The following is a 15141-nucleotide window of genomic DNA, read 5'->3' as shown; positions in this document are numbered from 1 at the left end:
CGTCAAACGCGCCGCGGGCTGATCTTCCAGGCTGTCGCAAGTGTCAGCAGCGTCAGAATGCCGCTGACGAGCGCGGCCATCGGGATCGTCAGGGCTAGTGCGGCAGTTGCGGCCCAGCCGATCGAGGAGAAGGCTTCCGCGAAGGTGGCGATGCGGGAGGAGGTCTGGCGCCGGCGGAACTGGCTGCGCTTGGCCTGCGCGCGGAACCAGAGCTGGACCGCGGCGGCGGATGCCGTCGCGATGACGATCGCGATCGCCGTCACCACGGCCTGCCCCGGCGAGGCGAACGCCAGCGCGGCCACCAGCGGCGCGAAAACCGCAGCGATCGCAAGCAGGACGACCTCGACCTTGGCGCGGGTCACACGCGACGGCGGCAGCGGCGCAGTCGCCACCAGATCGGGCGCGTCTTCGCCCGAGATGGTCAGCCACGCCAGTCCGCCGGCGAGCTGGCCTGCGGCCATCACGATGACGGGCGTGATCAGCACGATCGCGGTCGACGTCCCGGAGAAGCTGCGCCACAGCATCAGCGCCGGCGGCAGCAGATAGAGCATCTGCATCAGGCTCTGCGACAGCAGCCACGGATCGCGGCGTAGCAGCAACAATTCCTTGCGCCGCAGCGCCTGCTGCCGCGAGCCGCTCCGGAACGCGCGGGCCCGTCCCTGCGTGACCGCAGCCGGATTGGCGGCCACGCGCGCGACGGTGTCGGCAAACCGCGGCGCGAACACCGCCATCACGACGCCGAGCAGCACGAGCGCTGTGGCGAGCAGCAGCAGCATGATGTCGACATCGCCGAGCGATGCGCGCGCCGGCCACCAGACGAGGCTGTCGGGGGCCGGGGCAATGCGTGCCGCGGTCTCCGAGGTCAGAAAGGCAAAGCGCGACAGCGTACCGTAGGACAGCACGGCGACGACCTGCAGCGCGATGACGAAGCCGGCGCCGATGACGGCGGAGACGATCTGCGCCACCAGCCGCGTCCGGCCCGGTCCGATCAGGCGAAACAGCAACGCGGTGACGGCGATCGCCGCGGCGGCCGCCGACACCCCGATCGCAAGCACGACGCCGAATCCGGCAAGCCAGCGTGCGCCGCCGAGATACACCAGCACGTCGATGAACGGGGTCGACAGCAACAGCGCCATGCTGCTCACCGTCAATGCGATCGCGGCGATCCGGATCGAGAAGATGTTGGTGAGCTTTGCCGGCGACGACATGATCAAATCGAGATCGGCGCGGGCGTAGAACACCCGCGTCACCGACTCGATCGCCTGCGAGAGCATCAGCGCCCAGGACAGGAAGATCGTCGCGGTCAGCACGATCAGCGAGGACGGATCGAGCGGAAACCGCAGGTCGACATAGCGGGCGACCACGGCATAGGCCGGCAGATGCAGGATCGCCGCGAAGATCAAGAGGCCGATCGCGGCGCGATTGCGCCGGCGCCGGCCGCCGGTCATCATCGCCAGCCATTCGCGCCAGGCGAGGCGGAATTCGTGGCGGGCGAACCAGGTGAGATGGGCGGTCGAGCTCACGCGGCGGCCGCCTCGGTATCGACCAGCGCGATGAACATGTCCTCGAGGGTGGTGTCGTTGCGGCCGTTCTGCTCGCGCAGCTCGGCCAGCGTGCCCTCGGCGATCAGCCTGCCGGCCGCGATGACGCCGATGCGGTCGGCCATGCGCTCGGCGACTTCGAGAATGTGGGTGGTCATGATCACGGTGCAGCCGGCGCGGACGCGCTCCTGCAACAGTCCCTTGACGTGACGCGCCGACAGCGCGTCGAGGCCGGTCAGCGGTTCATCGAGAATGATGAGGCGGGGATCGTGCACCAGCGCGCCGGCGAGCGCCACCTTCTGGCGCATGCCCTTGGAGAAGCCTTCGCAGCGCTCGTTGAGATGCGGCTCCAGCCCGAGCGATACCAGGAGATTGCGCGCCGACTTCTCCGACGTGCGGGGATCGATGCCCCACAGGCCAGCGACGAATTCGAGATATTCGAGCGGCGTCAGCTTGTCGTAGATCATCGGCTCGTCGGACACCCAGGCCATGATCTGCTTGGCTGAGACCGGGTCGGCCAGCGCATCGATGCCGAGGATCGACACCGAGCCGGCATCGGGCCGCAACAGCCCCGCCACCATGCGTAGCGTCGTGGTCTTGCCGGCGCCGTTCGGCCCGAGCAACGCATAGAATTCACCGACACGGACGGTGAGATCGAGCGCGTCGACCGCCGGGCGGTCAAAACGCTTGGTTAACCCTCGCACGGCGAGTGCGGACAGTTGCGAAGTCATGGTGTGTGGCGATCCGGGAGTTCGCTCGTCGGTTGCGCAAGCTTGGACAAAAACCGTTTCGGTGCAGTGAATCGCACGGAGCAAATCGACCGCGATATCCGTATTAGTCCGTGCTGCGGCATATCTCCGCAAATGTGATGATACAGCCGGATCAGCGGTTTGTTGACAGGGAACGGGCCTTTTGGCTCAATCGGAGCGGACATAGGCAGCTTTCAGCGCTTCCGACACAAGGCGTGAAGGCGGGATGCGACGAGCGATCGGATAAGAATCGCCGGGCATCGGGGAGGGAACGATGCTGGACTTTGTTCAGCAGCTCGTCAGCGGCATCGCGCTCGGCTGCGTTTACGGCCTGATCGCGCTCGGCTTCGTGCTGGTCTACAAGGCAACCGAGGTCGTCAATTTCGCGCAAGGCGATTTGATGATGCTGGGTGGCTTTTTCGCCTTCACCTTCATCGGCATGCTCGGGCTGAATTACTGGGTCGGCTTCGCCGGCGCGGTGATCTGCATGGCGCTGTTCGGCATGCTGGCCGAGCGGGTCGTGGTGCGGCCGATCCTCGGCTATCCGCAGTTCTCCATCATCATGGCGACGATCGGGCTCGGCTATTTCCTGCGCTCGGTCTCCGGCATGATCTGGGGCACCGACGACTTCAAGATCGAAACGCCATTCAGCCAGGGCGTCCTGAGGATCGGCAGCCTGGTGCTCGCCTATGACAAATTGTCGGTGATCGCGGCGACCATCATCCTGTGCGCGCTGCTCTATCTGTTCTTCAACCGCACCACGCTCGGCACCGCGATGCGCGCCAGCTCCGAGAACATGCTGGCTGCCTATTACATGGGCATTCCGGTCAAGCGCGTGGTCTCGATCGTCTGGGCGATCTCGGCAGCGGTGGCGACCTGCGCCGGCGTGCTGCTGGCGCCGATCACCTTCATCCATTCCAATGTCGGCCTGGTGCTGGGGCTGAAGGCGTTTCCGGCCGCGGTGCTCGGCGGCTTCGGCTCGATCCCGGGTGCCGTGGTCGGCGGCGTCCTGATCGGCGTGATCGAGAGCATGGCCGGCTTCTATCTGCCGCAGGGATGGAAGGACGTCGCGCCCTACATCGTGCTGCTCGCGGTGCTGCTGCTCAAGCCCGAGGGCCTGTTCGGCCTTCATGTCCGCAAGAAGGTTTGAGGGGGAACACATGCGGTTTCTCTTCAAGACCGACTATGAAGACGACATCAGGTTGTTTCCGCATTCCGGCTATATCTATTCCTACGGCCTGCTGCTGGCGGTGCTGCTGATCGCGCCCCACGTGCTCTCAAGCTATCTGATGAGCCAGCTCGTCTTCGTCTGCATCTATGCGACCGTCGGCGTCGGGCTCTTGATCCTGACCGGCTTCACCGGACAGGCCTCGCTCGGCCATGCCGCGTTTCTGGCGATCGGTGCCTACACGGCGGCCTATCTGCAGCAATTCAACGTGCCGTTTCCGGTCTATTTCCTCGCGGCGGGGCTGTTGACCGGCGTAGTCGGTGCGCTGGTCGGATTTCCGGCGCTGCGGCTGCAGGGCATCTATCTCGTGATCGCGACGATCTCGTTTGCCTTCATCGTCGAGGAAATCCTGGCGCGCTGGGAAAGCGTGACCCACGGCAATGAAGGCATGCGGGTCAAGACCATTCAGCTGCTCGGCACCACGGTGTCGCGCGACGGCCCGACCTTCTATTATCTGTGTCTCGCGGTCCTGGTGCTGACCATCGTCGGCACGCTCAACCTGCTGCGCTCGCCGACCGGGCGCGCCTTTGTCGCGATCCGCGACAGCGAGACCGCGGCGCGCAGCATGGGCATCAACGTCGCGCTCTACAAGGTGAAGTCGTTCGCGATCTCGGCGGCGATCACGGGCTTTGCCGGCGTGCTGTTCGCCCACAAGCTCTCCTTCATCTCGCCCGAGATGTTCACCTTGCAGCTCTCGATCGAGTTCATCATCGTGATCCTGATCGGCGGTACGTTCAGCCTGCACGGTGCAGTGCTGGGCGCGATCTTCTTGGTCATGATCGATCCGTTCCTGACCTACCTGAAGGACGACATGCCCGGCGTGATCGCCGGCGTCGCCGCCACGCTCGGCGCCGGCACGGAACGCGCAGGCCACATCCAGGATGCGGTCGCGGCCTTCGCCTCCGCCAACGGGCTGAAGGGCGCGATCTACGGCGTCATCATCGTGGTGTTCGTGCTGTTCGAGCCCTTGGGGCTCTATGGCCGCTGGCTCAAGATCAAGCTCTTCTTCCAGCTGTTCCCGCTCTACAAGCGCGCGACCTTCAAGCGGCAGAAGATCTACGTGAAATCGGAGCGGAACCGATGAGCTATTTCCGCGCCGAGAACCTGTCCCTGCATTTCGGCGGCCTCAAGGCGGTCGATGCAGTCAGCTTCGCGGTCGAGAAGGGCGAGATACTCTCGATCATCGGGCCCAACGGCGCCGGCAAGAGCTCGATCTTCAACCTGATCTCGCGGATCTATCCGCCGACCTCGGGCAAGATCTTCTTCGAGGATCAGGACATCACCCAGCAGCCGGCCTACGACATCGCCAAGCTCGGCATCGCGCGGACCTTCCAGAACATCGAGCTGTTCGAGAATGCCACCGTGCTGAGCAACCTGTTGGTCGGCCGGCATCGCCATTCCACCACCCAGCTGTGGCAGGAGCTCCTGTTCCTGCCGAGCGTCCGCGCCGGCGAGAAGGCGCATCGTCGCCGGGTCGAGCAGGTGATCGAATTCCTCGATCTCGAGCCCTACCGCGACAAGCTGATCTCGGGACTGCCTTACGGCGTGCGCAAGGTGATCGAGCTGGCGCGCGCGCTGTGCTCGGAGCCGAAGCTGATCCTGCTCGACGAACCGTCGTCCGGCCTCAACGTCGAGGAGACCGACGACATGTCGTTCTGGATCCGTGACATGAAGAGCGAGCTCGGCATCACCGTCTTGATGGTCGAGCACGACATGACGCTGGTCAACCGGGTCTCCGACCGCGTCATCGCGCTGAACTACGGCCGCGTGCTGGCGATGGGCTCGCCGTCCGAGGTGCAGCACCATCCCGACGTCGTCGCAGCGTATCTCGGCGCATGAGGATGATGCCATGAGCACGCCCGACATCATCCTGAAACTCTCCAACATCGAGAGCTATTACGGGCCGATCATGGCGATCCGCGGCATCAGCCTCGAGGTGCCGCGCGGCCGGATCGTGACGCTGCTCGGCGCCAACGGCGCCGGTAAGACCACCGTGCTGAAGACTATCTCCGGCATCCTCGATCCGCAGAAGGGGTCGATCGAATTCCTGGGCAAGCCGATCCAGCGCATGGAGGCCGACCGGATCGTCCGGCTCGGCCTCAGCCATGTGCCGGAAGGACGCGAGGTGTTTCCGTTCCTGTCGGTGCGCGAGAACCTGATGATGGGCGCCTTTCTGCGCAAGGACCGCGACGGTGTGGCGCAGGACCTCGAACGCGTCTACGGCTATTTTCCACGGCTGAAGGAGCGGCTCGGCCAGCCGGCCGGACAGCTTTCGGGCGGCGAGCAGCAGATGCTTGCGATCGGGCGGGCGCTGATGAACCGGCCGACCTTGCTGCTGCTGGACGAGCCGTCGCTCGGGCTGTCGCCGATCCTGGTGAAGGAGATCTTCACCATCATCCGCCGGGTCAATGAGGAGCAGGGCATGTCGATCCTGCTGGTCGAGCAGAATGCCAAGATCGCGCTGGAGACGGCGCATTATGGCTATGTGCTGGAGATCGGCCGCGTCGTCATGAACGACACCTGCGAACGGCTGTTGAATTCGCCCGATATCCAGGAGTTCTACCTCGGCGCCAAGGAAGCCGGCGCGCGGGGCGAGCGGCGCTGGAAAAAGAAGAAGACGTGGCGCTGAGAGGTAAGGCTGCCGCAGACGAAGGTTGGCGTCGACTAAAGTTGGCCGAGGAAGGTTTGGCGCTGAGAGCGAGTTGGAGCTAGATTTCGGGCCTGCTTCGCGAACAAGACCGGCCTTCGAGCCGGCGGATGAGGCAAGCGGCAGAGGAGGGAGCGCGCATGGCAGGACCAGCGGTGCTGACGGTTGCCGACACGATCGCGAGGAGCTTTCTGCTCGCGGTGCAGACGCGTGGCGACCGGCCCGCGATCCGCGAGAAGAAGTTCGGCATCTGGCAACCGACCAGCTGGCGCGAATGGCTGCAGATCTCCAAGGACATCGCCTTCGGCCTGCATGCGACCGGCTTCCGCCCCGGCGGCGTCGCCTCGATCATCGCCAACGCGGTGCCGGAATGGGTTTATGCCGACATGGGCATCCTGTGCGCCGGCGGCGTGTCCTCTGGCATCTATCCGACCGATTCGGCGGCGCAGGTCGAATACCTGGTCAATGATTCCCGGACGCGGGTGATGTTCGTTGAGGACGAGGAGCAGCTCGACAAGGTGCTGACCTGCCGGTCGCGCTGTCCGACGCTGGAAAAAATCGTCGTGTTCGACATGGAGGGCCTCTCCGGATTCTCCGATCCGATGGTGCTGTCGCTCGCCGAATTCACGGCGCTCGGCCGCAATCATGCGCGGGGCAATGATGCCTTGTGGGATGAGATGACCGGCAGCCGCACCGCCTCCGATCTCGCGATCCTGGTCTACACCTCAGGCACCACGGGCCCGCCCAAGGGCGCGATGCATTCCAACCGCAGCGTCACGCACCAGATGCGCCACGCCAACGATCTCTATCCTTCGACCGACAGCGAGGAGCGGCTGGTGTTCCAGCCGCTCTGCCATGTCGCCGAGCGGGTCGGTGGCTACTACATCTCGCTCGCGCTGGGTTCGGTGATGAATTTTGCCGAGAGCCCGGAGACGGTGCCGGATAATCTGCGCGAGGTGCAGCCGACTGCATTCCTTGCGGTGCCCAGGATCTGGGAGAAGTTCTATTCCGGCATCACCATCGCGCTGAAGGACGCGACCCCGTTCCAGAACTGGATGTACGCCCGCGCGCTTGCGATCGGCAACCGGATGACCGAGTGCCGGCTGGAGGGCGAGACGCCGCCGCTGTCGCTGCGGCTCGCCAACCGTGCGGCCTACTGGCTGGTGTTCCGCAACATCCGCCGCATGCTCGGGCTCGACCGCTGCCGGATCGCGCTGACCGGCGCGGCGCCGATCTCGCCGGATCTGATCCGCTGGTATCTCGCGCTCGGCATCGACATGCGCGAGGTCTACGGCCAGACCGAGAATTGCGGCGTCGCGACCATGATGCCGGCGGAGCGCATCAAGCTCGGCTCGGTCGGCAAGGCCGCCCCCTGGGGCGAGGTCATGATCTGCCCGAAGGGCGAGATCCTGATCAAGGGCGACTTCCTGTTCATGGGCTATCTCAACCAGCCGGAGAAGACCGCCGAGACGATCGACGCGAAAGGCTGGCTGCACACCGGCGACGTCGGTGCGATCGACAATGAAGGCTATGTGAAGATCACCGACCGGATGAAGGACATCATCATCACCTCCGGCGGCAAGAACATCACGCCGTCGGAGATCGAGAACCAGCTGAAATTCTCGCCTTACGTCTCCGATGCGGTCGTGATCGGCGACAAGCGGCCGTATCTCACCTGCCTGATCATGATCGATCAGGAGAATGTCGAGAAATTCGCCCAGGACCAGGACATCCCCTTCACCAACTACGCGAGCCTGTGCCGGGCTCGCGAGATCCAGGACCTGATTCAGCGCGAGATCGAGGCGGTCAATGCAAAGTTCGCGCGCGTCGAGACCGTCAAGAAATTCTACCTGATCGAGCGCCAGCTCACGCCCGAAGACGAGGAGCTGACACCGACCATGAAGCTGAAGCGCAGCTTTGTGAACAAGCGCTACGCGGCCGAGATCGACGCCATGTATGGCGAACGCGCGGTCGCGTAAGCGAAGGCATGGAATTGGCGAAGGAGCGAGCAGGCCCGACCCTTCGCTCAACATGGGCCATGTGAGGAGGAGACTGCAATGTCGAAATCGCTGAAGGCGCTGGGCCTTGTGGTGAGCGCGCTGGCGCTGACCTGTGTGCCGGCCGCAGCCCAGACCAAGGTCACCAATGAAGGCATCTCGCCGACCGAGATCGTGATCGGAACGCATCAAGACCTGTCCGGCCCGATCAAGGTCTGGGGCGTTCCGGTGTCCAACGGCATGAAGATGGCGGTTGAGGAAATCAACGCCAGCGGCGGCATCAACGGCCGCAAGATCAAGATGATCCTGGAGGACAACGGCTACGACCCGAAGAAGGCCGTGCTGGCCTCGCAGAAGATGGTCGAGCGCGACAAGGTCTTTGCCATGATCGGCCCGATGGGCTCGCCGACCGTGCTCGCCGCGCAGGACATCCTGTTCGATGCCGGCGTGCTGCAGCTTTTCCCGCTGACCGCCGCAGAATTCACCTTCAAGTTCGATCCCGCCAAGCCGCAGGAGCGGCTGAAGTTCAACAACCTGCTGCCCTATGTCGAGAGCACGCGCGCCGCGATCAAATACATGATGGAGTGGAAGAACTTCAAGAAGCCGTGCATCATGCACCAGGACGACGAGTACGGTAAGAACGTGCTCGACGGCTTCACCCAGCAGCTCGGCGCGATGAAGGTGCAACCCGCCTCGATCACGAGCTACAAGCGCGGCGCCTCCGACTTCTCGGCGCAGGTCGCCAAGATGAAGTCCGACGGCTGCGATCTCGTCGTGCTCGGCACCGTGATCCGCGAGACCATCGGCGCGATGAACGAGGCGAAGAAGCTCGGCTGGGACGTGACCTTCCTCGGCGCCACGCCGACCAACGTGCTCGAAGTGCCGGCGCTCGGCAAGGAAGCGGTCGAGGGCCTCTACGCCGCGTCGGGCTTCGAGATTCCCTACGAGGACACCGCCAAGGGCAAGGTGAAGGACTGGCTGGTCAACTACAAGAAGATGTTCAACAGCGAGGCCAACACGCAGGCGATCATCGGCTACAACGCAGTGATGACCTTCGCCTTCTACGCGCAGAAGGCGGGCAAGGATCTAACCGGCCAGAAGATGCTGGACGCGCTGGAGTCAGGCGACAAGTTCCTCGACATCTTCAGCTCGCCGCCGACCAAGTTCTCAAAGACCGATCATCTCGCCAACACCATCACCCAGGTGCAGCAGGTCAAGGGCGGCCGCTGGGTACTTGTGAAGGACAATTTGATGTTCTGAGCGGTCCGGCACTCCGTCATTGCGAGCGTAGCGAAGCAATCCATAGCTCCGCGAAGGAAACGTGGATTGCTTCGTCGCTTCGCTTCTCGCAATGACGTTGTGGCAGCGGCTCATGCCATGATCGGCAGTCGAGCGCGTCAATTCACTCCCGCGGCCGACCACCACGCGGCCTCGGTGACGAGCGGAGCATCGACATAACGGCTGACGCCGTTCTGGTCGATCACGAAGGTCGGCCGAAAACGCCTGATGTCGGCATCCTCGATCATCGCCATGCGGCGGTTGTCGAGCGTCAGCCAGTGGCCGTCGAGCCGCGCCGCGACCACGGCATGATCCTCGCCACTGAGCAGGTCATGCATCACGACGATGCGCAAATCTTCTGGCGCAACGCCGGCCTTGCCGAGCGCCACGAATTTCGCGATCGCATAATCCTCGCAATCGCCGCTGCCGCGGGCGAACGTGGCGAGCGGCGTGGCCCAGACGTCGGGCTCGCCATAAGTCGCGAGATCGCTGCCCGGGCGGATCGCCAGGTTGATCGCGCGGTTGATCTCGCCGAGACGGGCGCGGCCGCTGCGCGCGCGTCCGGCGTCGACGATTGCTAGGAACCGCAGCGCCTCCGGCGACGCACATTCCGCACGGTCGCTCTCGCAGGCTGCGAGCTGCACCAGTTCGTCGGCAAGCTGGCGCTGCACGCCGAGCCATTTCTCGCGCAGGCCGCCGTCGGCAAGCAGGCTGGTCGCCAGCCCGAACGGCTCGGTCGACTTTCTGAGGAGGGTCGCCGGGCCGGGCGAAAGCACCGAGGCGGCATTGAGCTCGGCAATCGGCGCGGCCATGGCCAGGCCGAAGCCCAGCATGACGGCGCGCAGCGCAAACGAGCGAAGCGAGTTACCCATGTGACACCCCCTGTCCGCTCATCGACGGGTGGATACTGCACCGCGCACGCGACCGGATCGTTTCATGCCGGCAGCATGGCCAACGATCCCTTCGAATCGACTTAAGATGTGGGGAAACCGGGCAGGAGGCTAAAGGGCGCGTGCGCCGGGTCCCGAAAACTTTACCGGTTTGTGAAACGGACCGGCGAACCTTTTTCCACCGCGAAACGCCTCATCCTTGCCTTCTGGTTAACCCGGCCGGTCCGCGCGCGGGATAGCTGCGATTTGTAAGCCAAGTCACAGCTTTGGCCGGAAAATTGGGGTCAGATGCCCTCTCGGGGCCGCGGGGAAATAAAGGCAAGTAGAGAAATGCCAGTGAATACCACGAATACGTGGCTCAGTACCCATCTTGGTTTCAATCCCATCTCATGGTACCGTCAGGCGAGTCGGAAATACACGACTCATGTGAGAGTGAGCCAAGTCACACCCACTCAAACCGCGCAATCAGAGCACCTTGCGAAAGCACAGGATGGTTTCGCGAAGCTTTATCCGATGATATGCACGCGTAATCATTCGGATAATCTACCAATATTAACCTTCGTGCGGTGATCCGCAGTGAACTTTGTCGAGAAATTCGACGGCCATTTGCCGAACGTGGACGCTTATGCCCGCGGATCGGTGCATGTCGACAGCGTGTCCACGCACGCGCCGCCCGGCGCGATCACCGTCGACGACGGGCAATTGCTGTTCACCGGCGACTTCAAGCGGACCGGGCTCGATCTCGTCATCTCGAAGGACGACCGGGAACTCGTCCTGCGCGACTACTTCAAGGGCGAGAAACACGCCGCACTGGCGTCGCCTGAAGGTGCGCATCTCACTGGCGAGATCGTCAGCGCGCTCACCGGCCACACCCAATATGCCCAGGCCGGCGGCGTGGTGGAACCGGCAAAGGTCATCGGCCATGTCACCAAGCTGACGGGCAGCGCCACCGCGATCCGCAATGGTGTCGCTGTTGTCCTGAACCAGGGCGACAACGTCAACAAGGGTGACGTGGTGCAGTCCGGCAGTGACTCGACGCTCGGCATCACCTTCATCGACGGCACCGTGTTCGGTCTCGGACCGAATGCCAAGATGGTGCTGAACGAGATGATCTACGACCCGAACGGGTCGAGCAACTCGTCGCTGATGAGCCTCGTCTCGGGCACGATCTCGTTCGTTGCCGGCGCCACCGCCAAGCATGGCGACATGAAGGTCGATACGCCGGTCGCGACCATGGGCATCCGCGGCACCGCCGTGCTGGTCGAGATCGATTTCGACGTCCAGGGCTCGGGTGGCGTGCCGCCGGCCAAATTCCAGGTGCTGGTCGAGCCCGACGGCACCACCGGCTCCTACATCCTGTTCGACAAGACGACGCTCAATCCGATCGCGACCGTCGATCAGGCCGGTACCCAGACCATCGTCAACGGCCAGGGCAGCGTCAGCTTCGTCTCGTCGGCGCAACTGTCGACCGATGCCCAGAAGCTGATCTCCGACGTCTTTGCGCTGAAGTTCACCGACAACTCGAATCCCAACACCAAGCTCACGACGAACTTCACGGACAGCGTCGTCCCGGTCACGTTCGGCCTGAAACTCGCGACCGGCGAGGCGATCGTGCCGATCAGCTTTCTGCTGGGGTTGACCAACAATCCCGCATCGCAGGCCGCGCCCATCAAGTCCGACCACATCGCCGGGCCGCCGCATGTCGTGACGCAGAATGCGGCGTTCACCGAGCAGGCCGGACAGACCGATAGCGCGCTGCCCGACACGGTGACCGGCCAGATCACCTGGGTGGACGTCAATCTCGGCGACAAGCCGACTGCAACGATCAACTTCAGTACGTTCAGCTACCACGACGCCGGCGGCCACGACGTCACTTCGTCGCTGACGGCGGCGGAACAGGCGGCCATCGCGGCCGTCGAGGTCCCGGTGCTGCTCGACCCCAATCCGCTGAACAACAACATCGGTTCGGCGACCTGGACTTACAGCCTTGCCGACGGCGCCTTCGACTTCCTCGCCGCCGGCGAAACGCTGACGCTCACCTACATGGTGCGCGTCGATAACAACTACGCGCTGAGCAACGAGACCGCATTCAAGACCATCACCATCACGATCACCGGCACCAACGACACGCCGGTCGTGACGTCGGCGGCGCAGGTTGGTTCGATCACCGAATTGCCATGGACGACGAATTCCGCCGCGCCCGATACGGCGCACGGCACGGTGACGTTTACCGATGCGGATTTGACCGACACGCACACGGTCGCCATCACCGGCGTTACCGCGACCGGCTTCACTGGCGGAATTCCCAACCAGGCCACCTTGCTGAGCTGGCTGTCGCTGGACGCGCTGACCGATTCGACCGACGGCATGACGGGATCGCGTTCCTGGACGTTCTCGGCCGCCGACAAGAGTTTCGATTATCTCGCCACCGGCGAGACGCTGACGCTGATCTACACGATCCAGATCGATGACCATCATGGCGGCGTCGTCACTGTCCCCGTCACGATCACGATCGTCGGCACCGACGACAGGCCGGTGATCACCTCGCCGACCCAGGCGGCGGCCATCACCGAGGCCGAAGGTGTAACCGGTTCGGTGAATCCGGATACCGCGTCCGGCACCGTGACCTTCACTGATGCCGATCTCAGCGACACCCACAGCATCACCGTGGCCGGTGTCACCGAAACGGGCGTGACCACCGGGCTGCCCGATCAGGCGACGATCCTGAGCTGGCTGTCGCTGGGCACGCTGAAGGATACGACCGGCGGCGTCAGCGGATCCAATGTCTGGACGTTCTCGGCCGCCGACAAGAATTTCGACTATCTGGCGGCTGGCGAGAAGCTGACGCTGACCTACCTGATCCAGGTCGACGACCACCATGGCGGCGTCGTCACCCAGCCCGTCACGATCACCATCACGGGCACCAACGACATCCCGACATTCACATCGGAACCGTCGACCACCTCGATCCCCGAGGCGATCGGCGAGACCGGCTCGACCAAGCCGGACGTGGCCCAAGGCGTGGTGGCGTTTGCCGACGTCGATCTCAGCGACACCCATACCGTGTCCATCACTGGCGTCGCGGAATCCGGCACGACCACGGGCCTGCCTGAGGACGAGTCCACGGTCCTGAACTGGCTCTCGCTGGGGACGCTGACGGATTCGACCGGCCATGTGAATGGATCGCAAGCCTGGACCTTCTCGGTCGCGGACCAGAATTTCGACTATCTCGCCGTCGGCGAGTCGCTGACGCTGACCTACACAGTCAAGATCGACGACCATCATGGCGGCGTGATCAGCCAACCGGTGACGATCACCATCACCGGCGCCAACGACGCGCCGACCGTGACGTCGGCACCGCAGATCGCCACCATTCCCGAGCAGCCCGACACGACGGGTTCATCCAAGCCGGACGTCGCATCGGGCGTGGTGGGATTTGCCGATGTCGATCTCAGCGATACTTACGCCGTATCCATCACCGGCGTGGCCGAATCCGGGGCGATCGCGGGCCTGCCCGAGGACCAGTCCACGATCCTGAACTGGCTGTCGCTGGGCACGCTGACGGATTCGACCGGCCATGTGAACGGATCGCAGGCCTGGGCCTTCTCGGCCGCGGACCAGAATTTCGACTATCTCGCCGTCGGTGAGACGCTGACGCTGACCTACACGATCCAGATCGACGACCATCATGGCGGCGTCCTCACCACGCCCGTGACGATCACCATCACCGGCGCCAACGACGCGCCGACGCTGGCCGACGTCAGCGCCGGCACGCTCACCGATACCGCTGCTGACGACACGTTCAGCCCGCTCACCGGCGCACTGCACGGCCATGACGTCGACGATGGCGAGACCGCGACGCTGACCTATGCGGGCCTCAATTCGGACCACGTCGCGGTCAACTCGTCGATCGCGGGCCTTTACGGCTCGCTCACGGTCAACCCGGATGGCACCTACAGTTACGTCCCCGATGCCGCCGCGATCAACGCGCTGGCCAAGGGCACCTATGCCGACACATTCACCGTCGAGACCATCGATGCGCATGGCGCGACCGGGACTGCGACGCTGACGGTCGATGTCGTCGGCGCCAACGACGCGCCGGTGATCCACGCCGACAACATCAGTATCACCAACAATCCTGACGGGACCGAAACGATCTCTGGTCTGACCGTCACGGATGTCGATGCCGGCGCGAACGAGAACTTCACCCTGGCGGCCGCGACGAACCCCGGTTCGGGCAGCAGCGTCGCGCCGCCGGCGCTGCTCGGCCATCTCCCGGATATCAACACCGCGCTCGGGGCGCCGGGCCTCGTCTACAACCCGGGCGAGACCCCGCCGGCGACCGACAAGATCGCGCTCTCCGTGACCGACGGCAACGGCGCGAGCGATACGGTCAACCTGATCTTCAACGTCCAGCAAAATCCGTCTCAGCCGGTGACGCTGACGGGGACCAGCGACAAGGACGTGTTTTTCGGATCGGGCTCTCAGGACAAGTTCGTGTTTGCACCGAACTTCAATCACGACACGATCCTGAACTTTACGCCGGGCCAGGACCAGATCGACCTGTCCACGGTCGTCTCGACAAGCACCTTCAGCAGCTGGTTCGATCAGCATGTGGCGACGTCGACGACGAATTCGGCGGATACGCTGATCACGGTCGACAGTGCAGACACGATCACGCTGCACAATGTCTCGAAGGCGAGTTTGCATCAGAGCGACTTCATCATTCATTATACGTGATCGGCGCCGGCCTTCTGAAAAGGCCGGCTGGATCCTGCATTGCGCAACGTCTGCTCGATTGGAACAAATCT

10 protein-coding genes are annotated in these 15141 nt (G+C 63.8%); 7 read left to right on the top strand and 3 right to left on the bottom strand.

Annotated elements, in window-relative coordinates; all coding sequences use genetic code 11:
* Positions 1 to 2: 2 nt before the first annotated feature.
* Complete coding sequence (locus ACVIGA_RS18630) at positions 3 to 1523, bottom strand: permease (RefSeq protein WP_456667488.1); 1521 nt, start codon at positions 1521 to 1523, stop codon at positions 3 to 5.
* Positions 1520 to 2272 (bottom strand): ABC transporter ATP-binding protein, encoded by a 753-nt coding sequence (locus ACVIGA_RS18625; RefSeq protein WP_456667487.1) that lies wholly within the window; start codon positions 2270 to 2272, stop codon positions 1520 to 1522. Before ACVIGA_RS18625 ends, ACVIGA_RS18630 begins: the two co-directional genes overlap by 4 nt.
* A 292-nt stretch (positions 2273 to 2564) precedes the next feature.
* Between ACVIGA_RS18625 and ACVIGA_RS18620 the strand changes: the two genes are divergently transcribed.
* The 6 genes from ACVIGA_RS18620 (at position 2565) to ACVIGA_RS18595 (ending at position 9422) form a co-directional block, all read left to right on the top strand.
* On the top strand, positions 2565 to 3440 hold the full coding sequence (locus ACVIGA_RS18620) for a branched-chain amino acid ABC transporter permease (RefSeq protein ID WP_212311793.1): 876 nt from the start codon (positions 2565 to 2567) through the stop codon (positions 3438 to 3440).
* A 10-nt stretch (positions 3441 to 3450) separates the two neighbouring features.
* Positions 3451 to 4602, top strand: coding sequence for a branched-chain amino acid ABC transporter permease (locus ACVIGA_RS18615; protein WP_456667486.1), 1152 nt, complete (start codon positions 3451 to 3453; stop codon positions 4600 to 4602).
* Positions 4599 to 5357 carry an ABC transporter ATP-binding protein gene (locus ACVIGA_RS18610; protein ID WP_050403853.1) on the top strand — a complete coding sequence of 253 codons (759 nt, stop codon included), beginning with the start codon at positions 4599 to 4601 and terminating at the stop codon, positions 5355 to 5357. Before ACVIGA_RS18615 ends, ACVIGA_RS18610 begins: the two co-directional genes overlap by 4 nt.
* Positions 5358 to 5367: 10 nt before the next feature.
* Positions 5368 to 6147, top strand: a complete 780-nt coding sequence (locus ACVIGA_RS18605; RefSeq protein ID WP_456667485.1) for an ABC transporter ATP-binding protein — start codon at positions 5368 to 5370, stop codon at positions 6145 to 6147.
* A gap of 158 nt (positions 6148 to 6305) precedes the next feature.
* On the top strand, positions 6306 to 8144 hold the full coding sequence (locus ACVIGA_RS18600) for an AMP-dependent synthetase/ligase (RefSeq protein ID WP_456667484.1): 1839 nt from the start codon (positions 6306 to 6308) through the stop codon (positions 8142 to 8144).
* Positions 8145 to 8222: 78 nt separating this feature from the next.
* On the top strand, positions 8223 to 9422 hold the full coding sequence (locus tag ACVIGA_RS18595) for an ABC transporter substrate-binding protein (protein ID WP_456667483.1): 1200 nt from the start codon (positions 8223 to 8225) through the stop codon (positions 9420 to 9422).
* A 137-nt stretch (positions 9423 to 9559) separates the two neighbouring features.
* Here ACVIGA_RS18595 and ACVIGA_RS18590 read toward each other — a convergent pair whose 3' ends face one another.
* Positions 9560 to 10312 carry a transglutaminase-like cysteine peptidase gene (locus ACVIGA_RS18590; RefSeq protein WP_456667482.1) on the bottom strand — a complete coding sequence of 251 codons (753 nt, stop codon included), beginning with the start codon at positions 10310 to 10312 and terminating at the stop codon, positions 9560 to 9562.
* A 594-nt stretch (positions 10313 to 10906) separates the two neighbouring features.
* On the opposite strand from ACVIGA_RS18590, the gene ACVIGA_RS18585 reads away from it, so the two are divergent.
* Positions 10907 to 15070 (top strand): VCBS domain-containing protein, encoded by a 4164-nt coding sequence (locus tag ACVIGA_RS18585; protein ID WP_456667481.1) that lies wholly within the window; start codon positions 10907 to 10909, stop codon positions 15068 to 15070.
* The last annotated feature ends 71 nt before the right edge of the window (positions 15071 to 15141 follow it).

The sequence above is a fragment of the Bradyrhizobium sp. USDA 3240 genome (assembly GCF_054063295.1).
The sequence above is the reverse complement of the archived record's forward strand: the minus strand, read 5'-3'. Positions and strand labels throughout refer to the sequence as shown.

What these genes read in the sequence shown, in the direction of transcription:
- ACVIGA_RS18605 (WP_456667485.1), top strand. Translation starts at nt 5,368, where the DNA reads ATGAGCACGCCCGACATCATCCTGAAACTCTCCAACATCGAGAGCTAT.
- ACVIGA_RS18600 (WP_456667484.1), top strand. Translation starts at nt 6,306, where the DNA reads ATGGCAGGACCAGCGGTGCTGACGGTTGCCGACACGATCGCGAGGAGC.
- ACVIGA_RS18615 (WP_456667486.1), top strand. Translation starts at nt 3,451, where the DNA reads ATGCGGTTTCTCTTCAAGACCGACTATGAAGACGACATCAGGTTGTTT.
- ACVIGA_RS18610 (WP_050403853.1), top strand. Translation starts at nt 4,599, where the DNA reads ATGAGCTATTTCCGCGCCGAGAACCTGTCCCTGCATTTCGGCGGCCTC.
- ACVIGA_RS18625 (WP_456667487.1), bottom strand. Translation starts at nt 2,272, where the DNA reads ATGACTTCGCAACTGTCCGCACTCGCCGTGCGAGGGTTAACCAAGCGT.
- ACVIGA_RS18590 (WP_456667482.1), bottom strand. Translation starts at nt 10,312, where the DNA reads ATGGGTAACTCGCTTCGCTCGTTTGCGCTGCGCGCCGTCATGCTGGGC.
- ACVIGA_RS18620 (WP_212311793.1), top strand. Translation starts at nt 2,565, where the DNA reads ATGCTGGACTTTGTTCAGCAGCTCGTCAGCGGCATCGCGCTCGGCTGC.
- ACVIGA_RS18595 (WP_456667483.1), top strand. Translation starts at nt 8,223, where the DNA reads ATGTCGAAATCGCTGAAGGCGCTGGGCCTTGTGGTGAGCGCGCTGGCG.